We start from the raw sequence: 18,177 nt of genomic DNA on the forward strand, positions 1-18,177 counted from the left end.
GGTATCCGGGGGAAAGGAGGCAGGATGTTGTCCATGTCCAACCTTTCGCCTTCCCCCACGCCGCCCGACAAGCCGACTCCGTCGGCGGCGCCAATGGCGGCCGGCCCCCTGACCCGGGCCTGCCTCGAGATCGACGAGTACGCGGCCGGCCTCGGCTGGGACCAGCCCGCCCGGCTGTTCGCCCTCGTCGACACCGCCCGGCTCAAGAAGCAGGAACCGCGCCTCGCCGGCCAGCTCGGCCTCGACGAGGACGACGCCGGCAAGGCCTCCCTCACCCCGATCGAGCAGGACGAGCTGCCCGCCGGGACCCCCCTCGACAAGTTCCTCGGCACCATCGCCTGGCCCGACGCCGTCGTCGGCTGCGCGCTGACGGTGGAGCGGCTGATGCTGCCGCCGTCGGCGGAGGCCTCCGTTCCGGAGGGGCTGAACGACAAGCAGCTGGCGAAGTGGGTCGCCGGGCACCCGGAGCGCCAGGAGGTCCGGCTGACCGTGGCCGTGCTGCGCGACGGGTCGCGGGAGTCGGCCGTACGGCTGCGCGAGAAGGACTCCTCGACCGAGGTCCTCACCGGCGGGGGCCTGGTGCCCGGCCTGGCGGAGGCCCTGGCGGCGACGTTCTCCTGAGACCCGGGGGTCCTGCTGCGCCGTGGGGACGGACCGGTCAGGGCTTGGCCGCGCACTGCGGCAGCCCGGCCGTGTCCCCCTTGCTGATCTTCTCCAGCGACTGGGTGGCGTCGGCGATGGTCGAGACCTTGACCAGGGTCAGCCCGTCGGGCACGTGGGCGGCCGCGGAGGCGCAGTTCTCGGCGGGCGTCAGGAAGTAGCGGGCGCCGGCCTGGCGGGCCCCGATGGTCTTCATCTGGATGCCGCCGATGGGGCCGACCTTGCCCGCGTCGTCGATGGTGCCGGTGCCCGCGACGAACTTGCCTCCGGTGAGGTCCTCCGGGGTGAGCTTGTCGACGATGCCGAGGGCGAACATCAGGCCGGCGCTGGGACCGCCGACATCGGCGAGCTTGATGTCGATGGTGAACGGGAAGGTGTGGTCGGTCCCGGCCCGGATGCCGACGATGGCGTGGCCGTCGCCCTCCGCCTTGCCCGCCGTGATGGTGACCTTGGTGGAGCCGGTGGGCTCGCGGTTCGCCTTCGCGGCCTCGGCCGCCTCGGCGGCGGGCACGATGGTGAACTCGACCGGCTCGCCGGGCTTGTGCTTGGTGACGAGCTTCGCCACGTCCTCGGGGGCGGTGACGGGGGCGCCGTCCACCGCCTTGATGACGTCACCGGCGTGCAGCGTTCCGTCGGAGGGGCTCGCCTTGACCACCGAGGCGACGATGACGCGGGCGGAGACCGGGATGCCGAGTTGCCTGAGGGCCGCCACCTTGGCGCTCTGCTGCGACTGGCTGAACTCCTCGGCGTTCTCCTGGGTGGACTCCTCGTCCGTCTTGCCGTTCGGGTAGAGGTTCTCGTGCGGGACGACGATGTTGTCGTCGGCCAGCCACCCGTACACCGCCTCCAGCAGGTTCATGTCGTAGTCCGCGCCGGTGACGCGGACCGTCGTCATGTTGAGGTGACCGCTGGTGGGGTAGGTCTTGCGCCCCGAGATGTTGAGGACGGGCTCGCCGTGCGAGTCGCCCAGTGTGTTCACGGTGGGGCCGGGGCTCATCTCGGAGTACGGGACCTTGATGAACACCCCTGCGCAGAGCAGCGCGAACAGCACGAGGGTGGAGGCGAGCATCGTCGCAGTGCGGCGTGGCATGGATCCGACAGTACGGGACGGCCCTGGCGGGCGGCCGCCGGGGCCGGTCCGTAAGGGGTCGTACGCGGAACTCTCAGGGGAATCTCAGACGGCGTCGGAGCCGGAGTGGACCTGTGCCTTCGCCTTGGCCTGTTCGCTGTTGCCCATCGCCTCGCGGAACCTCGCGTAGCCCGCGAGCTCGGATATGTCGCCCTGGGTACGGTCGCGCGCCGCCCAGCTTCCCCATATGCCCGCGCCTATCGCGGCGAACAGCGGAATCAGCAACCACACCAGAGACGCCATGGGCCTGTCTCCCTACCCCGAAGTTCATGTCGTTGGTGGCTTCAACGCTCATGCCCGGGAGGGGGTTACGCAAATCGAGGGCGTGTTGCGCGGCCGAACGGGTGCGAGGCTACCCCCTTTCGGGGGTAGCTCCGCGACCGGGGGTTCAGCAGGCGCCGACCCACTCCTCCGTGCCGTCGGCGAAGGTCTGGTGCTTCCAGATCGGGACCTCGTGCTTGAGGTCGTCGATCAGCATCCGGCAGGCCTCGAAGGCCTCGCCGCGGTGCGGGCAGGACACGGCGACGACCACCGCGAGGTCGCCGACGGACAGGTCGCCGATGCGGTGTACGGCGGCCAGGGCGCGCACCGGGTACTTGGCCACGACCCGCTCGGCGACCCGGCGCATTTCGGCCTCTGCCGTCGGGTGGCAGGAGTAGCCGAGCGAGTCGACGTCCGCCCCGCTGTCGTGGTTGCGCACCGTGCCGACGAAGAGCGTCGTACCGCCCGTCGCGTCGTCGCCGACGGCCTGGAAGACCTCGTCGATCGAGAGCGGGGTGTCACGGATCGCGAGCAGCCGGACCGGGTCCTGCGCGGCCTGCTCGCCGGGGTGATCGAAGTGCGGTGCCATGTCTTCATCGTGCCCTAGCCGCTGACAACGCGAAATAGCTGATTAGCCCGTGCCGCGCCCGCCTGCTTGGGATCCTCCTACGAAACCCCCGGCGGGCCGGCCCCGCGGAGCCCGGGCGCAGCCCGGAGGCCGCGCGCGGCCCCGGGGCGCGGGACCGGGATCCGGCAGGTCCGAGCCGACCGAGCCGACCGGGCCGCGGGCGGGTCAGAGCCCCCGGCGCCGGCGGGCCGCGCGGACCACGGCGGCGGCGCCCAGCAGCGCGACGGTCGCCCCCGCGGCGCCCGCGGCGGTGGCGTCCTTGCGTCCCAGCCGGCGCCCCGCGACCGTGTGCCGGCCCGCGACCTCCTGGAGCAGCTCGGCCAGCACCTCCTCGTTGGTCCAGCGCGGCCGCCAGCCCGCCGCGTGCAGACCGCTGACGCTGACCACCCACGGGTGCATCGTGTACGCGAGGTCCCCGGCCGGGGACGGGGTCAGGCCGATGCGGTGCAGCCGGGCGGCGGCGCCCAGGGCGACCGCCGAGGGGAGCTCCATGCGGCGGATGCCGCTCAGCTCCTCCACCTCCTCCTGCTCCAGCCAGCCCTCGCAGCCCACCGCCAGCTCGCCCTCGACCTTCTCCAGGGCCGCGTACTCCAGCGCGCTGACCAGGTCCTCCACGTGGCAGAACTGCCAGGTGGGGCGGGATCCGGCGACCACGAGCAGGCGCGGGGACTCGAAGTACCGGGTCAGGGCGGTGTCCGTGCCGCCGACCAGGACCGCGGGGCGGATCACGGTGACGTTCAGGCCGGGGTGCGCCCGCGGGGCGCGCCGGCCCAGCCGCTCGATCTCCAGCAGGTCGCCGACGCCGGTCGCCTCGGCGGTGGCCCGCAGCTCGGAGTCCTCCGAGAGCGGGATGTCGTTGTCGGGCAGGGCTCCGTAGACCATCGCGGAGGTGCACAGCACGACCCGGTGGACGCCGGCCGCCGCGGCGGCCGTCAGCACGGTCTGGGTCCCGCGCACGTTGTACGCCGTGCGGGCCGCCGGATCGGTCTCCAGGTCCAGGTCCAGCGCGAGGTGGACGACGACGTCCGCACCGCGCAGCTTCTCGGCGATGGCGGGGTCCCGTACGTCCAGGACGTGCCACTGCGCGGCCGCGCAGTCCCCGCGCCGCTCGTCGATCGCCACGACCTGCTTGACCTCGTCGGAGGCGGCCAGGCGGCTCACCAGGGCCGCGCCGACGCCCGACGCGGCGCCGGTCACCGCGATGACGGGGCTGCGCCGCGGGGGGCCGGCCTGGTTTCGCGGCTGGCGAACGCCGGAAACGTCCTCGTCGTGCTCGGCACCGATTTCGGCGTCGTGCGGCGCGGGGCCGCTCTCGTCCGAGCCGTCTTTGCCCAAAGCGTGCGGATCCGGGGAACTCACCAGGCGTCTCCAGCGGTTGTCTTCAGTAGGGACGCGCCGTGGCGCGTACCTACCAGGTGACGTCCATCCTGCCGCAGCCCAGGAGTCGGCGGAGCACCGAGCCCCGAAGCGGGTGCGGTGTCTACGCTGGGTGGTGTTGTCGGGACCATTGTCCGCCGGCTCCCGCCGGCGGCCCTACGAGCCGAGGAAACCCGTGAGTGACACCCCATTCGGATTCGGCCTTCCGCCGGAGGAGCCGGAGAACGGCGACGAGGGCAAGAAGAAGGGCAATCAGGGCGGCCAGGGCGGCCCGAATCCGTTCGGGTTCCCGGGCATGGGCCTGCCGGGCGGCGCCGGCGGTGCGGGCGGTGCGGACAATCCGTTCGCCGCGATGTTCGGCTCGATGAACCCGAACGATCTCGGTGCGGCCTTCCAGCAGCTCGGCCAGATGCTCAGTTACGAGGGCGGTCCCGTGAACTGGGACATGGCCAAGGACATCGCCCGCCAGACCGTCGCGCAGGGCACGGCGGACGGCGTGAAGGACACCAGCGTCGGCGTCGCGGAGAGGTCCGCCGTCGAGGAGGCCGTGCGCCTCGCCGACCACTGGCTGGACGGCGTGACCTCGCTGCCCTCCGGCGCCACCACGGCCGTGGCGTGGAGCCGCGCCGAGTGGGTCGAGGCGACCCTCCCGGTGTGGAAGGAGCTGGTGGACCCGGTCGCCGAGCGGGTCGGCGCGGCCATGGGCGGCGTGCTGCCCGAGGAGATGCAGGCCATGGCGGGCCCGCTGCTCGGGATGATGCGCTCCATGGGCGGGGCCATGTTCGGCCAGCAGATCGGGCAGGCCGTGGGCGTGCTCGCGGGCGAGGTCGTCGGCTCCACCGACATCGGGCTGCCGCTGGGTCCGGCCGGCAAGGCCGCCCTGCTGCCGCTCAACATCGAGGGCTTCGGCAAGGACCTGGGGGTCCCCTCCGAGGAGGTGCGGCTGTACCTGGCCCTGCGCGAGGCGGCCCACGCCCGGCTCTTCGCGCACGTGCCGTGGCTGCGCTCGCACCTGTTCGGCGCGGTCGAGGGCTACGCCCGCGGCATCAAGATCGACACCTCGAAGCTGGAGGACGTGGTCGGGCAGCTGGACCCGTCCAACCCGGAGCAGCTGCAGGAGGCGCTCCAGGGCGGCATGTTCCAGCCGCAGGACACCCCCGAGCAGAAGGCCGCCCTGGCCCGCCTGGAGACGGCTCTCGCGCTGGTCGAGGGCTGGGTCGACGCGGTGGTGCACGAGGCGGCGAAGCCCCGGCTGACCTCTGCGGACGCGATGCGCGAGACCATGCGCCGGCGGCGTGCCTCCGGCGGCCCTGCGGAGCAGACCTTCGCGACGCTGATCGGCCTGGAGCTGCGCCCGCGCCGGCTGCGCGACGCCTCGCGGCTGTGGGCCTCGCTCACCGACGCGCGGGGCGTGGACGGCCGCGACGGGCTGTGGGAGCACCCGGACATGCTGCCGACGGCCTCCGACCTGGACGACCCGGACGGCTTCGTGCACCGGGAGCAGCTGGACTTCTCCGAGATCGACAAGATGCTCGGCGAGGCGGCCCGCAAGCGCGACGAGGACGGCGACGAGAAGAAGTGAGCCTCTACGAAGACGCGGTCCTCGTACTGAAGGGCTACGAGGACCAGCCCGAGCTGCGCGATGTCTACCTGGAGCACCTGGCCGCCCATCCGGACGGGGTCTACAAGCCCTGCACCGCCGGACACGTCACGGGCAGCGCGCTGGTGATCGACCCGGAGCGCGGCCGCGTCCTGCTGACCCTGCACAAGAAGCTGGGCATGTGGCTGCAGATGGGCGGCCACTGCGAGCCCGGTGACACGACCCTCGCCGGCGTGGCGCTGCGCGAGGCCCGAGAAGAGTCGGGCATCGCCTCCGGGCTGAGCCTGCTGCCCGGCGGGCCGGTGCGCCTGGACCGGCATCCGATCCCGGCGCCCTGCACCTGGCACCTGGACGTGCAGTACGCGGCACTGGCCCCGGCCGGGGCGGTGGCGGAGATCAGCGAGGAGTCCCTGGACCTGCGCTGGTTCCCGTACGAGGAGGTGGCGGCGGTGGCCGACACCTCGGTCGTACGACTGCTGGAGGCGACCTTGGCACGGCTGTGAGCCCGGTGTGACGGCGAAAGGGGCGGTCCCTCGCGGGGCCGCCCCTTCGCCGTACCACTCAGTTCCAGGCGTTGTTCTGGTTCTGTGCGTGCGCGCCGTGCTGGCCCATGCCGAACTGCGCGGCGGCGCCCTGTCCGATCTGGGCGTTCTGCGGCGGCAGCACCTCGCTGGGCTGCACGAGGGCGTAGCCCGTGCCGAGGAAGCTCAGCTCCCAGCCCTCGCCGGTGTTGCCGCGCCGCCGCCAGACTCCGGTGGAGTGCGTCTGGGCCTGCATCTGCACCCGCAGCGAGGTGGACCAGGCCACGATCGCGTCGGCGTCGGCGTTGACGTACTTGTCGGGCGTGACCTGCATCATCAGCGGCTGCCCGGAGGTCATCAGGGCGACCTTCCCGCGGCCGCTGATGTTGAGCTGGTACTTGCCGGACCCGGAGATTCCGTACTGGCTGTCCACCGCGATGACCTCGGTGTGCAGGGTGGAGTCCAGCGCCAGGACGTAGCTGCTGTCGACGGTGAGCCCGTCCTGGTCGACGTCCACGACGTGTACGTACTGGGCCAGGTTGGCGAGGTAGACCGTGCCCTGCCCGGAGCAGCGCATGAGGTCCAGGCCCTCGCCGGTGCGGCGGCGGGCGCCCCGCTGGCCGCTGGTCTGGTACTCGCCGTCGAAGTCGATGATCCCCTGGTAGGCGACCATGGCGCCCTTGCGGGCGAGTACGTCGTCGTGGCCGGTCAGCGAGACCCGCAGCAGCTGCGGGTTCTGGACGGTGTACCGGTCCTGGGACTGCGCCTCGGCGTGGGCGAAAAGTGCGCTCTGCATGATGTGTCCGCTCCCCCTCAGCCCCGGGCCCGGAGCCGGTCGGTGCTGTCCTCGCTGGGCTGTACGACGACGATGCCCTGGCCGGAGAAGGCCATCTGGTAGGCCTCCCCGCTGCCCCGGCCGATCATCGACGAGGCCTTGAAGCTGCGCTTGCCCTTGACCTTGAGATTCGGCGACCAGGCGACGAGCGCGTCGGGGTCGACGTACGTCTCGTCCTCGCCGCGGCCGCAGTCGACGACGATCGGCGTGCCGCGCGAGGTGATCGCGACCCAGCCGGTGCCGGAGACCTGGACGTTGAACAGGCCCTGGCCGGCGAACTTGGCCATGCCCTTGACCCGCTCGACGCCCCACTGGAGGTGGGCGTCGAAGGCGAGCAGGTTGGTGCCGTTGACGGACAGGGAGTCGTTGTTGAGGTGGATGACGACCACGTCCGCGCCGTAGTCGGCGAGGTAGAGCAGGCCGTCACCCGTGCACTTCATGAGCGGGGCGCCTTCGCCGGTGAGCCACTGCGAGGCCATCTGGCGCACGGCCGGCGGGTTGGGCTCGTACTGCACGAAGCCCTCGTAGGCGACCATCGAGCCGGTGCGGGCGAAGAGGTCCTGGCCGCTCTGCATGGCGACCTTGAGCATGGCCCGGCCGTGGTTCTCCATGCGGGCCGTGACGGGGGTCGGGGCGTAGCCCGCGAGCTGCTGGTTCATTGCGTTCATGTCGGGCTCCCTCAGACCTCGTACGGCTGGACGACGATGAAGTTGCCGGGAGCGCCGCGGAACTGGAGGTTCACGGTCTCCCCGCTGTGGCCGGGATAGGCGTTGCGCCGGAGCCGGACCTGGCTGGAAATGATCACCTGGGAGGCGGAGGACCACGCCACGATGGCGTTGCTGTCCGCGAAGGTGGTCGGGGTGACGGGCAGGACGACGGGGACGCCGTGCGTCTTGACGATCACCGTGCCGGTGCCCTGGAACTGTATGGTGAACAGGGCGCCGCCGGGGATGCCGTGTCCTTCGATGCGGCGGACCTCGTGCTGGAGCGACTCGTCGAAGGCGAGCACGCTCTCGGCGGAGACGCAGATCCCGTCGCCCTGGAGCTCGATGGCGTGCAGGTGGGCGCCGTTCTCGGCGAGGAAGACCTGGCCGCGGCCGGTGCAGCGCATGAGCTGCATCTCCTGGCCGGTGGCGTTGCCGACGATGCGGCCCGCGAAGCCGGCCCCCTTGTAGCTGAAGTCGACCTTGCCCTGGTAGAGGACCATGCTGCCCTGGCGGGCGAGGACGGCCTGGCCGCCCATGGCCAGGTCGACGCGCATGAGCTGCTGGTTCTGCGGGGTCCAGCGGGCGCCCGTGGGCGCTTCCTTGTACGGCTGGAGGGCGGCGGCGAGACCGGCTCCGGCGGGCGCGGCGGCCTGCGGGGCGTAGCCGGGCTGCTGGCCGGGGACCTGGCCGTAGGCCGGCGGCTGCTGGCCCGGGGCCTGGCCGTAGCCCGGCTGCTGGCCGTAGGGGGCCGGGGCGGGCGGGGGGACCTGCCCGTACGAGGGCTGCTGCGGCGGCTGTCCGTACGAGGGCTGCTGGGGCGGCTGTCCGTACGGCGCGGGGGCGGGCGGGGCGGCGATCGGCGCGGCCATGGTGGGCGCGCTGTGCTGCGGGTACGCCTGCGGTTGCGGGGCGGGGGCCGGGGCCTGCGGAGCCGGGGCGGGCGCGGACGGAGCGCCGAAGGAGGGCGCGGGGGCCGGGGCCTGCGGGGCGGGAGCCTGCGGGGCGGGAGCGCCGAACGACGGTGCAGGAGCGGCCGCCTGCGGCGGCGGGGCGAAGCCGGGTGCGGCGCCCGCCGGGGCGGCCGGCGCCTGCTGCTGCGGCTGCTCCTCGGCGACCTCGCCGCCGAAGTTGCGCAGCAGCGCGTCGAGTCCGCCGTCGAAGCCCTGGCCGACGGCGGCGAAGCGCCAGACGTCCTTGAGGTAGAAGTCGCCGAGCATCACGGCCCGCTCGGTGGTGAACTCCGAGCCGTTGAACGCGTACCGGACGACCTCTTCGCCGCCCGCCACGATCCGGATGTAGCCCGGGCCGATCTGCGACATCTGGCCGGCGCCGTCGATGGTGGCGGTGAAGGACAGCTTGTGGATGGAGGCCGGCACGCGGTCCAGGGTCACCCGGAAGGATTCCGTGTCACCGGCCTGCGCGCCGAGCTGCTGGATGGACTCCTCGGGCGACTTCGGCTGGTTGAAGAAGACGAAGTACCGGTCGTCCGACAGCTGTTCGTTCGCGTCGAGGCCGAAGCAGCTGATGTCGAAGGTGAGTCCGGGTCCGGCGATCTGGACACCCACGTACAGATCGGTGCCCGCCGTCAGATCACTGATCTTGGCCTTGTGGCCCCGTTGGAATTCCCTTGCCATACGTAACGACCGTCCCCCATCCCGACTGTGAATGCGTGCCGCTCAGGCTAACGGCATCGGCCGACATCCGGCCAAGTCGGTACCGACCCGGTACATATCACCGTGCGTGACAGCGCGGGTGGAGAGCGGATGGAGGCGGGCCGGATCGCGCTATTCGTCCCGGGCGGCCGGAACCTTCGGGAGGCGATCGGCGGCGACGATCCCCTCCAGGTAGCCGCGGGCCCGCTCGGTCCGGGGGTACGCCTCCAGCAGTGCCCAGAAGCGGGGGCCGTGGCCGGGCACCAGGAGGTGCGCCAGCTCGTGCAGGAGTACGTAGTCGACGACGTACTCGGGCATGCCCTGGAGGCGGTGCGAGAGGCGGATGCTGCCCTCGGCCGGGGTGCAGGAGCCCCAGCGGGTGTTCTGGTTGGTGACCCAGCGGACGGATCGGGGGCGGGCCCGGCCGTCGAAGTACTGCTCGGACAAACGCTCCGCGCGTTCGGTCAGTTCCGCGTCCCCGAGGGTGCGCTTGCTCTCCTGGGCGGCCAGTTTGTCGAGCATGACGCCCACCCAGCGCTGCTCCTCGGCCTCCGACATCCGGGCAGGGATCAGGACGACCGTACGGTCACCCTCGCGGTAGGCGGATACGGTCCTGCGGCGGCGCGCGCTCCGGCGGACTTCGACGGCGCGCTGCGGGGGGTCGGCGGACACGCCACGACGGTACCTGCAACCCGTCGCGGAAGTCCCGCCCGTCCGGGGTTCGAACATGATCGGTTCGCGGCCGGTATCCGCGGCGCCCCATTTCTCCATCTCATATGCCTAATAGGCCCTGCCTGTGGACAAATTCCTGCACGCAATGCGGCGGACGGGCACTGTGGCGGAGGAACGGGAAAAGGGGTCGGCGCGAGTGCCGGACGGGAAATCGAGGGGGCGGCCATGTATCCGAAGGTGAAGCCGGCGCTGGCACGGGCCTGGCGGGATCTGCAGACGGTGCAGTTCGGGGTGACCCCCGCCCACGCGGTGGTGCTCGCCCCGGTCGACACCGCGACCGGGGCGCTCATCGACCGGATCGACGGGACGAGGCGGATGGAGCTGCTGCGGGCCGAGGCCTCGGGGATGGGGCTGCCGGACGGCCGGGCGGACGAACTGGTCCGGCGGCTGGCGGGGGCCGGACTGCTCGACGACGCGACGGCGGGCGGCCCGCGGGCCCAGGCCGTCCGCAAACGGGCGCAGACCCTGGAGCGGCTGGGACCGGACCTGAGCTCGCTCTCCCTGGTCCACCGTGAACCGGGCGGGGACTTGCGGGGCATCGCCGCGCGCCGGGGGATACGGGTCCAGGTGCGCGGGAGCGGCCGGGTGGGCGCGTTGATCGCGTCGGTCCTGGCGGGGGCCGGCGTGGGCGGGGTCGAGGTGCTCGACGGTGGCCGGGTGGAGCCGGGGGACGTGGCCCCGGGCGGGCTCGGGCCCGGGAGCGTGGGCCGGCTGCGTGCCGAAGCGGCGGGCGGGCTGGTGCGCGAGTCGGCCCCGGGACGCGCCCCGCGCGCCGGGGAGGAGGAGGGCCCGGAGCGGGGGCTCGCCCTGGTGGTGGTCGCGCCGCGGGACGGGCTGCACGCCTGGGCCCCCGATCCGGACACGGCGGCCGACTGGGTGGCCACGGGCGTCCCGCACATGTACGCGGGGGTGCTGGAGGGCACCGGGCTGGTGGGGCCGCTGGTGCTTCCGGGGGCGACGGCGTGCGCCGGGTGCATGGAGCGCGAGCGGGTGGACCGGGATCCGGCCTGGCCGCGGATGCTGGTGCAGTGGCGCTCGGCCCACCGCCGCCGGACGGGCGCCGCCTGCGATCTGGGACTGTCCACGGCGGTGGCCGGCCTGGCCGCGGCCCACGCGCTGTCCTTCCTCGACGGAGAACTGCCCGCCTCCACCGCCGCCCGCTGGGAGGCCGCGCTCCCGGGCCTGCACTGGCAGCACACCCCGGTCCGGCCCCATCCCGACTGCCCCTGCGGTGCGAGCGCCGGCCGCCGGACGGTGTCACGAGGTGCCGGGGCAGGATCGGGCGGGGAGCCGCCGTGAGGGCCATGACAGGATGCGTGCGTGGGAGGGGCATTCCCGAACCGCCGCTTGCGGCGCAGCTGTCTGGGACCTGGAGGGGCATATGTCTGATCTTCCCCGGAAGGCGGTCACCCGTACCGTCAAGCTGGCCGCGCTGCCGCTCGGCATCGCAGGTCGCGCAACCTGGGGGCTGGGCAAGCGGATCGGCGGCAAGTCGGCGGAGATCGTGGCGCGCGAGCTTCAGCAGCGCACCGCCGAGCAGCTGTTCCGCACCCTCGGGGAGCTGAAGGGCGGTGCCATGAAGTTCGGGCAGGCCCTGTCGGTCTTCGAGTCGGCCCTGCCCGAGGAGGTTGCGGGACCCTACCGGGCCGCGCTGACCAAGCTCCAGGAGGCGGCACCGCCGCTGCCCGCGGCCACGGTGCACCAGGTGCTGGCAGACCGGCTGGGCGCGGACTGGCGGGATCTGTTCGAGGAGTTCGAGGACAAGCCGGCTGCGGCGGCCTCGATCGGGCAGGTGCACCGGGCGGTGTGGCACGACGGCCGGCAGGTGGCGGTCAAGGTCCAGTACCCGGGGGCCGGCGAGGCGCTGCTGTCGGACCTGAAGCAGCTCGGCCGGTTCGCGGGGCTGCTGGGGCCACTGGTCCCCGGCATGGAAATCAAGCCGCTGATCAAGGAGTTGCGCGACCGGGTCTCGGAAGAGCTCGACTACGAGCTGGAGGCCGAGGCCCAGCGGACGCATGCGGACGCCTTCACCGGCGACCCCGATGTGGTCGTCCCGGACGTCGTGCACCAGGGAGACCAGGTGCTGGTGACCGAGTGGCTGGAGGGGACGCCGCTGTCGGAGGTGATAGCCGACGGCACGCAGGAGGAGCGCGACCGCGCCGGCCAGTTGCTGGCCCGGTTCCTGTTCTCCGGGCCCGCGCGCACCGGGCTGCTGCACGCGGACCCGCACCCGGGCAACTTCCGGCTGATATCGGGGGCGGACGGCCGGATGCAGCTGGGCGTCCTGGACTTCGGCACGGTGGACCGGCTGCCCGGCGGCTGGCCCAAGCCCATCGGCAGGTCGCTGCGGATGACGCTGGACGGTGACGCCGAAGGGGTCTACGGGCACCTGTGCGCTGAGGGGTTCGTGAAGGAGTCCATCGAACTGGACCCCGACGCGGTGCTGGACTACCTGAAGCCCATCATCGAGCCCGCGGAAGCCGAGGAGTTCACCTTCACCCGGCCGTGGCTGCGCGGTCAGGCGGCGCGGATCGCCGATCCGCGTTCCCCTGCCCACCAGTTGGGCCGGCAGATCAACCTGCCGCCCTCGTACCTGCTGATCCACCGGGTGACGCTGAGCACCATCGGCGTGCTGTGCCAGCTGGGTGCGACCGTACGGCTGCGTGACGAACTGGACACCTGGCTTCCGGGGTTCGCCCCCGGGGAGTGAGCGGCGGGGCCGTCACCACCAGGAGGAGTCGAGCCTGCCCTCGATCGAGCGGAGATGGGCGCGCGCGCAGTCGACGCAGAAGTACTGCCTGGTCCCGTTCTCCACCGAGCAGGTCCAGGTGATCGGGGCTCCGTCGGGAGACCGGGCACCGCAGCGCGCGCAGACGACGGGCTCGGTCTCGGGTTCCGACCGGGCGGGGCGGGGAGTCGGCTGGTCCACCTCCCGACGATATCGCCGTGCGGGGGGACAGCCCCTCGCAACGCACCGGGGGGACCGGTCCGTTCGGACCGGTCCCCCCGGGACTGTTCTTCCGTGCTCCTACCGCATGCCTCTTAGTGCATGACGGCCATGGCCAGCGCACGGCGGGCGCGCAGCGAGACGCGCTCGGCACGCCGCTGCATGCGGCGGGCGGCGACCAGGCGCAGGGCGTGACGCTCGGCGTCCGCCTCGCGCATGCGGTCGTCCATATGGGCGCGGGCCAGGGCTTCTGGGATGAGTTGCATTTCGCGGGTCCTGTTCTGACGCGAGGTGATCGCGCCGGTGGTGATGAAGTCTGCGTGGGCGGCGCCGTGGGGCTGCTCGCTCGTGGAGTGGGCGGTCATGAGGGCCTGCTTCAGGGGGTCGTGCGTCAGGGGGCGGTCGATGGTTCCGATGGCGGTCATGCCGCGACAACCGGGTTCTTGCGCGGGCGGCCACGGGGACGCTTCCGGGCGACGACGACACCCTGGACGAAGAGCTCGCCACCCCAGACACCCCAGGGCTCGCGGCGCTCGGTCGCCCCGGCGAGGCAGGCCTCGACCAGCGGGCAGGTCCGGCACAGGGACTTGGCGTACTCGACGTCGGCCGGGGACTCGGCGAAGAAGACCTCGGGGTCGAAGGTACGGCAGGGAACGGGGACGCCGAGGTTCTCGATGGCGTCGTCGAGCGCGGTGAGCGCGGTCAGCGGGGTCAAGGTGTGGTCCTCCGGGACTGCGGGCGGGGAGATCGTCTGGGTCTGCGGTACGGACGGGGCGTGCGCTTCGAGTTGCACGGTGGTTTCTTCCTCGTCTTGTTCGGCTAGTCGTTCCGGCCGGTCGGCCGGGTTCGGCTGGGCTGTCCTCACACCGACTGGCTCTGCCAGTCCCGAGGCACCTTCGCCGTGTTGCCCCCGTTCGGGGACAAACAGAAGGGCCGCGGATCCCGGGTGGGGTTCCGCGGCCCTGAAGGCGCCGGCCAGATCATGCGATCAGGCTGGATCACTCCAGGGTTCGAGCCCGCGGAAGGCCCACATCAGGTGGTGCTGCTGCTTCGTCTGCTTCGTCTGGCGCTTGAATCCGGCACTGGCGGCACCGGCTGCGGCGGCGAAGCCATAGGCGCCATGCGCCTGAGCTTCTGCTGCCAGTACTGCCACCGGTGCCACGGTCGGTCGCTCATTGCGCTCGCTGACCGGAAGGGTCGCCAGCAGGGCGGGGCTGACCGCGGAAATCGCGGACACACCGGTACCCCGGAGGGAGACGGAACCGAGCATGCAGGAGGCGTCGACGGAGCGATCGGTCATTTTGGTGAAGGTCATGAAGCTGGTCACTGGTCTCGCCTCCTCTCGGCGTCTCGGGGACGGGGCCCGGGGGCCTGTCCCATGCGTATTCGGATAAGTACAGCACGGATCCAGGGCTTCGGAGAAGCCACCGTTTCCGTTGCTAAGAACCTATGGGGCTTCGCCGGGCATGTGCAAACTATTTTTCCGACGAGTTTCTACGCGTCGTCAGGCTCCGCAGCCCCAGGCTCCTGACCTGCGCAGATGGCCAGCACGTCAGCTCCGTACCGCTCGAGCTTCCGTCCACCCACTCCGGAGATCATCGACAGCTCCCCCGCCTCGGAGGGCGCCGCCTCCGCGATCGCCATCAGCGTCTTGTCCGTGAAGACGCAGTAGGCGGGCAGGCCCTGCTCCTGCGACTGGGCCGCGCGCCAGTCCCGCAGCCGCTCGTAGAGCCCCTCGTCCATGTCGGACGGGCAGTCCTCGCAGCGCATCAGCTTGATCTCGCCGGCCTCGGTCAGGGTCCTGCCGCAGACCCGGCACAGCACCGGCCCGCGGCGTCCGCGCTTGCGGCCGGCCGCCGCCCGCTCGGCCGCACCGCCCTGCCCGCTTGCCGGGGCCGCGGAGCCCGGCCGCAGGCCGTTCAGGAAGCGGCTGGGCCGTCGGGAGGCCCGCCCTCCCGGAGCCCGGGAGAGCGCCCAGGAGAGGCCGAGGTGCAACCGCGCCCGGGTGACGCCGACGTAGAGCAGCCGGCGCTCCTCCTCGACCTGCTCGTCGGTCTTGGCGTAGGTGATCGGCATCATGCCGTCGGTGAGGCCGACCAGGAACACGGCGTCCCACTCCAGGCCCTTCGCCGCGTGCAGCGAGGCCAGGGTGACGCCCTGGACGGTCGGGGCGTGCTGGGCGGCCTTGCGCTCCTCCAGCTCGATCGTGAGGTCCGCCAGGGTGGCGCCGGGCCGGGCGCGCGCGAAGTCCTCGGCGAGCCGGACCAGCGCGGCCAGCGATTCCCACTGGTCGCGCACCGCGCCGGAGCCGGCCGGCGGCTCGGCGGTCCAGCCGGTGGAGCTGAGCACGGCGCGTACCTGGGGGCCGAGCTCGACGACATCGTCGAGCAGCGGGTCGTTGCCCCCGGACCGGGCGGCCCCGCGCAGGGCGAGGATCGCCTTCTGGACCTCCTGCCGCTCGAAGAACCGCTCGGCCCCGCGCAGCTGGTACGGCACCCCGGCGTCGGCGAGGGCCTGCTCGTAGACCTCGGACTGGGCGTTGATGCGGTAGAGCACGGCGATCTCGCCGGCCGGGACGCCCGCCGCGATCAGGTCCCGGATCCGGTGGGCGACGCCCTCGGCCTCGGCGGGCTCGTCCGGGTACTCCGCGTACACCGGGTCCGGGCCGGGCTCGCGCTGCGAGACCAGCTCCAGGCGGTGCTCGGCGGCCCGGCCCCTGGCCTGGTTCAGCAGGCCGTTGGCGAGGTGGACCACCTGGGGGGTGGAGCGGTAGTCGCGGACCAGCTTGACCACGGTGGCCTGCGGGTAGCGGGTGCGGAAGTTCAGCAGGTGGTCGGGGGTGGCGCCGGTGAACGAGTAGATCGTCTGGCTGGCGTCGCCGACGACGCACAGGCTGTCGCGCTCGCCGAGCCACAGGTCCAGCAGCCGCTGCTGGAGCGGGCTGACGTCCTGGTACTCGTCCACCACGAAGTGCTGGTACTGGGCGCGGATCTGCTCGGCGATGTCGTGGCGGTCCTGGAGGATGCCGACGGTCAGGAGCAGCACGTCCTCGAAGTCGATCATGCCGCGGTCGCGCTTGAGCTGCTCGTACGTCCCGTAGATCTGGGCGATCTCGGCCAGGTCGCGCGGTGCCTCGCGGCCCGCCTTGAGGGCGGCCGCCGGATAGTCGGCGGGCACGGTCTGGGTGACCTTGGCCCACTCGATCTCACCGGTGACGTCGCGCAGCTCGCCCCGGTCGAGGCGGATGCGGCAGCGCGCGCCGGCCTCGGCCACGAACTGGATCTTGCGCTCCAGCAGCCGGGGCACGTCCCCGCCGACCGCCTTGGGCCAGAAGTACTGGAGCTGGCGCAGGGCGGCGGAGTGGAAGGTCCGGGCCTGGACCCCGCCCGCGCCGAGCTCGCGCAGGCGTCCGCGCATCTCTCCCGCGGCCCGGTTGGTGAAGGTGACGGCCAGCACACTGGCCGGCATGAGCTGACCGGAATGTACCCCGTAGGCGATGCGGTGGGTGATCGCGCGGGTCTTGCCGGTACCGGCGCCGGCCAGCACGCACACCGGCCCGCGCAGGGTCGTCGCGACCTCGCGCTGCTCCGGGTCCAGGCCCTGGAGCACCGCGTCGGCCGGGTCGACGGAACCGGCGAAGGATGAGGAGTGCGTTGCTGCTGTCACCCCGCCATGCTGCCAGGTCTCCTGGGGCGGACGGGAAAACCGTCCACAGGCCGCCCGTATCAGTAGTACTTACGGCGGTGGCACACCTGCGCGACTGCGGGAATGGCCGGGGTGTCCCGTACGTTCGACTACTCGGACCTACCACCGGGACCCCCACGAAGGAGAGCGCAGCATGCAGGACACGGGCACCGTCACGATGTACAGCACGACCTGGTGCGGCTACTGCCGCCGGCTGAAGACCCAGCTGGACCGGGAAGGCATCGCGTACAACGAGATCAACATCGAGCTCGACCCGGAGTCCGCGGCGTTCGTGGAGAAGGCCAACGGAGGCAACCAGACGGTCCCCACCGTCCTCGTGAAGTCCCCCGCGGGCAACGAGTCCGTCATGACGAACCCGAGCCTGGCCCAGGTCAAGCAGGCCCTCGCCGTCTGACCCGCCCTTCCTGTGGAAAAGGCCCCCGCCGTGGCGGGGGCCTTCTTGCGTCAGGCGGCGGGGCCGGGCTTCGGCAGGGGGCCGCCGTACCAGAGTTCGACCAGGCGGGCGGCGATGGAGATGCCTCCCGACGGGGGATGGACCTCGCCCCGCTCGATCGCCTCGCGCAGGTCCTCGCGGGAGAACCAGCGGGCCTCCTCGATCTCCTCGCCGTCCACGGTGATCTCGGAGCTGGTGGCGCGGGCCGTGAAGCCCAGCATCAGGCTGTACGGGAACGGCCACGGCTGGCTGGCCACGTACGCGACCTCGCCGACCCTGACGCCCGCCTCCTCCCACACCTCGCGGATGACGGACTGCTCGATCGACTCGCCCGGCTCGACGAACCCGGCGAGGGTGGAGAAGCGGCCCTCCGGCCAGTGCACCTGGCGGCCCAGCAGCGCGCGGTCCTGCTCGTCCGTGACCAGCATGATCACGGCCGGGTCGGTGCGCGGGTAGTGCTCCGCGCCGCAGCCCGGGCAGCGGCGGATGTGCCCGGCCGCCGCGACCACGGTGCGCTCGCCGCAGCGGGAGCAGAACCGGTGCATCCGCTGCCAGTTCTCCAGGGCCACCGCGTGCACCATCAGCCCGGCGTCACGCGGGGACAGCAGCAGTCCGGCCTCGCGCAGGCCGGCCGCGCGGGCCGACTGGTCCATGCGGCCCGGGAGGGAGTCCTTCTGCAGCGCGAAGTACCGTACGCCGTCCTCGTCGGTGCCCAGGAAGTAGCGGTGCGTCTCGGTGACCGGGGCCTCGAAGGCCGGGGTCATCACGATGCCGGTGCCCCCGTCGGGGGTGTCGTCGATCAGCACCTGGCCGCCGGAGACGACGAAGACACGGGTCGTCGGGTGGCTCCAGGCCGCGGCCAGCCAGGCCTCGTCGAGGCGGTGGTGGGCGGCACGGTCGATGTCGCTGGGCGCGGTCAGCGAGAGCGGGCGCTCGATATGGATGCTCACGGGTACTTCCAACTCCCCCGGTGGTGGGACATGCAGGTGG

Annotated in this window: 20 protein-coding genes; 6 read left to right on the plus strand and 14 right to left on the minus strand. The window is 72.3% G+C overall.

What is annotated here, in order from left to right; genetic code table 11:
* Positions 1–33: 33 nt before the first annotated feature.
* Entirely contained in the window at positions 34–621 is a 588-nt protein-coding gene (locus tag AB0D44_RS11215; protein WP_362587825.1) for a PPA1309 family protein, read from the plus strand.
* 37 nt (positions 622–658) lie between these two features.
* Here the strand turns inward: AB0D44_RS11215 and AB0D44_RS11220 are convergent, their stop codons facing one another.
* From AB0D44_RS11220 to AB0D44_RS11235, 4 genes are all read right to left on the minus strand, one after another.
* Positions 659–1,750: a PDZ domain-containing protein gene (locus tag AB0D44_RS11220; protein WP_362587828.1), complete on the minus strand. Its 1,092-nt coding sequence runs from the start codon at positions 1,748–1,750 to the stop codon at positions 659–661.
* 84 nt (positions 1,751–1,834) lie between these two features.
* On the minus strand, positions 1,835–2,032 hold the full coding sequence (locus AB0D44_RS11225) for a hypothetical protein (RefSeq protein WP_362587831.1): 198 nt from the start codon (positions 2,030–2,032) through the stop codon (positions 1,835–1,837).
* Positions 2,033–2,177: 145 nt separating this feature from the next.
* Complete coding sequence (locus AB0D44_RS11230; RefSeq protein ID WP_362587834.1) at positions 2,178–2,639, minus strand: molybdenum cofactor biosynthesis protein MoaE; 462 nt, start codon at positions 2,637–2,639, stop codon at positions 2,178–2,180.
* Between the two features lie 204 nt (positions 2,640–2,843).
* Complete coding sequence (locus AB0D44_RS11235) at positions 2,844–4,037, minus strand: SDR family oxidoreductase (protein ID WP_362587837.1); 1,194 nt, start codon at positions 4,035–4,037, stop codon at positions 2,844–2,846.
* Between the two features lie 193 nt (positions 4,038–4,230).
* On the opposite strand from AB0D44_RS11235, the gene AB0D44_RS11240 reads away from it, so the two are divergent.
* Both AB0D44_RS11240 and AB0D44_RS11245 read left to right on the plus strand, forming a co-directional pair.
* Positions 4,231–5,637 (plus strand): zinc-dependent metalloprotease, encoded by a 1,407-nt coding sequence (locus AB0D44_RS11240; protein ID WP_362587840.1) that lies wholly within the window; start codon positions 4,231–4,233, stop codon positions 5,635–5,637.
* Positions 5,634–6,158 carry an NUDIX hydrolase gene (locus AB0D44_RS11245; protein ID WP_362587843.1) on the plus strand — a complete coding sequence of 175 codons (525 nt, stop codon included), beginning with the start codon at positions 5,634–5,636 and terminating at the stop codon, positions 6,156–6,158. Before AB0D44_RS11240 ends, AB0D44_RS11245 begins: the two co-directional genes overlap by 4 nt.
* Positions 6,159–6,216: 58 nt before the next feature.
* On the opposite strand, the gene AB0D44_RS11250 is transcribed toward AB0D44_RS11245, so the two are convergent.
* From AB0D44_RS11250 to AB0D44_RS11265, 4 genes are all read right to left on the minus strand, one after another.
* Positions 6,217–6,972: an AIM24 family protein gene (locus AB0D44_RS11250; protein WP_362587846.1), complete on the minus strand. Its 756-nt coding sequence runs from the start codon at positions 6,970–6,972 to the stop codon at positions 6,217–6,219.
* Positions 6,973–6,989: 17 nt separating this feature from the next.
* Entirely contained in the window at positions 6,990–7,670 is a 681-nt protein-coding gene (locus AB0D44_RS11255; protein ID WP_362588022.1) for an AIM24 family protein, read from the minus strand.
* Positions 7,671–7,690: 20 nt separating this feature from the next.
* Positions 7,691–9,352: a TerD family protein gene (locus AB0D44_RS11260; protein WP_362587849.1), complete on the minus strand. Its 1,662-nt coding sequence runs from the start codon at positions 9,350–9,352 to the stop codon at positions 7,691–7,693.
* A gap of 150 nt (positions 9,353–9,502) precedes the next feature.
* Entirely contained in the window at positions 9,503–10,042 is a 540-nt protein-coding gene (locus AB0D44_RS11265) for a M48 family metallopeptidase (RefSeq protein ID WP_362587852.1), read from the minus strand.
* 225 nt (positions 10,043–10,267) lie between these two features.
* Between AB0D44_RS11265 and AB0D44_RS11270 the strand changes: the two genes are divergently transcribed.
* Together AB0D44_RS11270 and AB0D44_RS11275 are read left to right on the plus strand one after the other, a co-directional pair.
* The gene (locus AB0D44_RS11270) at positions 10,268–11,401 is read left to right on the plus strand and encodes a ThiF family adenylyltransferase (protein WP_362587855.1); all 1,134 of its coding nucleotides are present in this window, start codon (positions 10,268–10,270) and stop codon (positions 11,399–11,401) included.
* Between the two features lie 82 nt (positions 11,402–11,483).
* Positions 11,484–12,812 carry an AarF/ABC1/UbiB kinase family protein gene (locus tag AB0D44_RS11275; RefSeq protein WP_362587858.1) on the plus strand — a complete coding sequence of 443 codons (1,329 nt, stop codon included), beginning with the start codon at positions 11,484–11,486 and terminating at the stop codon, positions 12,810–12,812.
* Between the two features lie 12 nt (positions 12,813–12,824).
* Here the strand turns inward: AB0D44_RS11275 and AB0D44_RS11280 are convergent, their stop codons facing one another.
* The 5 genes from AB0D44_RS11280 to AB0D44_RS11300 all read right to left on the minus strand — a co-directional run bounded on the left by AB0D44_RS11280 (position 12,825) and on the right by AB0D44_RS11300 (position 16,715).
* Positions 12,825–13,031 carry a hypothetical protein gene (locus AB0D44_RS11280; RefSeq protein ID WP_362587861.1) on the minus strand — a complete coding sequence of 69 codons (207 nt, stop codon included), beginning with the start codon at positions 13,029–13,031 and terminating at the stop codon, positions 12,825–12,827.
* Positions 13,032–13,144: 113 nt separating this feature from the next.
* Positions 13,145–13,474 carry a hypothetical protein gene (locus tag AB0D44_RS11285; RefSeq protein WP_362587864.1) on the minus strand — a complete coding sequence of 110 codons (330 nt, stop codon included), beginning with the start codon at positions 13,472–13,474 and terminating at the stop codon, positions 13,145–13,147.
* A complete protein-coding gene (locus AB0D44_RS11290; RefSeq protein WP_328927527.1) occupies positions 13,471–13,842 on the minus strand; it encodes a WhiB family transcriptional regulator in 372 nt (123 codons plus the stop codon). The genes AB0D44_RS11285 and AB0D44_RS11290 overlap by 4 nt, the downstream gene beginning before the upstream one ends.
* A gap of 195 nt (positions 13,843–14,037) precedes the next feature.
* Positions 14,038–14,364, minus strand: a complete 327-nt coding sequence (locus tag AB0D44_RS11295) for a hypothetical protein (RefSeq protein WP_362588025.1) — start codon at positions 14,362–14,364, stop codon at positions 14,038–14,040.
* Between the two features lie 179 nt (positions 14,365–14,543).
* Positions 14,544–16,715 (minus strand): ATP-dependent DNA helicase UvrD2, encoded by a 2,172-nt coding sequence (locus AB0D44_RS11300; protein ID WP_362587867.1) that lies wholly within the window; start codon positions 16,713–16,715, stop codon positions 14,544–14,546.
* Positions 16,716–16,887: 172 nt separating this feature from the next.
* Between AB0D44_RS11300 and AB0D44_RS11305 the strand changes: the two genes are divergently transcribed.
* Positions 16,888–17,148, plus strand: a complete 261-nt coding sequence (locus AB0D44_RS11305) for a mycoredoxin (RefSeq protein ID WP_362587870.1) — start codon at positions 16,888–16,890, stop codon at positions 17,146–17,148.
* Between the two features lie 50 nt (positions 17,149–17,198).
* On the opposite strand, the gene nudC is transcribed toward AB0D44_RS11305, so the two are convergent.
* Positions 17,199–18,149 carry an NAD(+) diphosphatase gene (gene nudC / locus AB0D44_RS11310; protein WP_362587873.1) on the minus strand — a complete coding sequence of 317 codons (951 nt, stop codon included), beginning with the start codon at positions 18,147–18,149 and terminating at the stop codon, positions 17,199–17,201.
* Between the last annotated feature and the right edge of the window lie 28 nt (positions 18,150–18,177).

Source organism: Streptomyces sp. NPDC048349 (genome assembly GCF_040651925.1).
GTDB lineage: Bacteria > Actinomycetota > Actinomycetes > Streptomycetales > Streptomycetaceae > Streptomyces.

Coding starts and splice junctions, on each gene's coding strand:
- AB0D44_RS11215 (WP_362587825.1), top strand. CDS start 34: ATGTCCAACCTTTCGCCTTCCCCCACGCCGCCCGACAAGCCGACTCCG.
- AB0D44_RS11220 (WP_362587828.1), bottom strand. CDS start 1,750: ATGCCACGCCGCACTGCGACGATGCTCGCCTCCACCCTCGTGCTGTTC.
- AB0D44_RS11225 (WP_362587831.1), bottom strand. CDS start 2,032: ATGGCGTCTCTGGTGTGGTTGCTGATTCCGCTGTTCGCCGCGATAGGC.
- AB0D44_RS11230 (WP_362587834.1), bottom strand. CDS start 2,639: ATGGCACCGCACTTCGATCACCCCGGCGAGCAGGCCGCGCAGGACCCG.
- AB0D44_RS11250 (WP_362587846.1), bottom strand. CDS start 6,972: ATGCAGAGCGCACTTTTCGCCCACGCCGAGGCGCAGTCCCAGGACCGG.
- AB0D44_RS11255 (WP_362588022.1), bottom strand. CDS start 7,670: ATGAACCAGCAGCTCGCGGGCTACGCCCCGACCCCCGTCACGGCCCGC.
- AB0D44_RS11260 (WP_362587849.1), bottom strand. CDS start 9,352: ATGGCAAGGGAATTCCAACGGGGCCACAAGGCCAAGATCAGTGATCTG.
- AB0D44_RS11270 (WP_362587855.1), top strand. CDS start 10,268: ATGTATCCGAAGGTGAAGCCGGCGCTGGCACGGGCCTGGCGGGATCTG.
- AB0D44_RS11275 (WP_362587858.1), top strand. CDS start 11,484: ATGTCTGATCTTCCCCGGAAGGCGGTCACCCGTACCGTCAAGCTGGCC.
- AB0D44_RS11285 (WP_362587864.1), bottom strand. CDS start 13,474: ATGACCGCCATCGGAACCATCGACCGCCCCCTGACGCACGACCCCCTG.
- AB0D44_RS11295 (WP_362588025.1), bottom strand. CDS start 14,364: ATGACCTTCACCAAAATGACCGATCGCTCCGTCGACGCCTCCTGCATG.
- AB0D44_RS11305 (WP_362587870.1), top strand. CDS start 16,888: ATGCAGGACACGGGCACCGTCACGATGTACAGCACGACCTGGTGCGGC.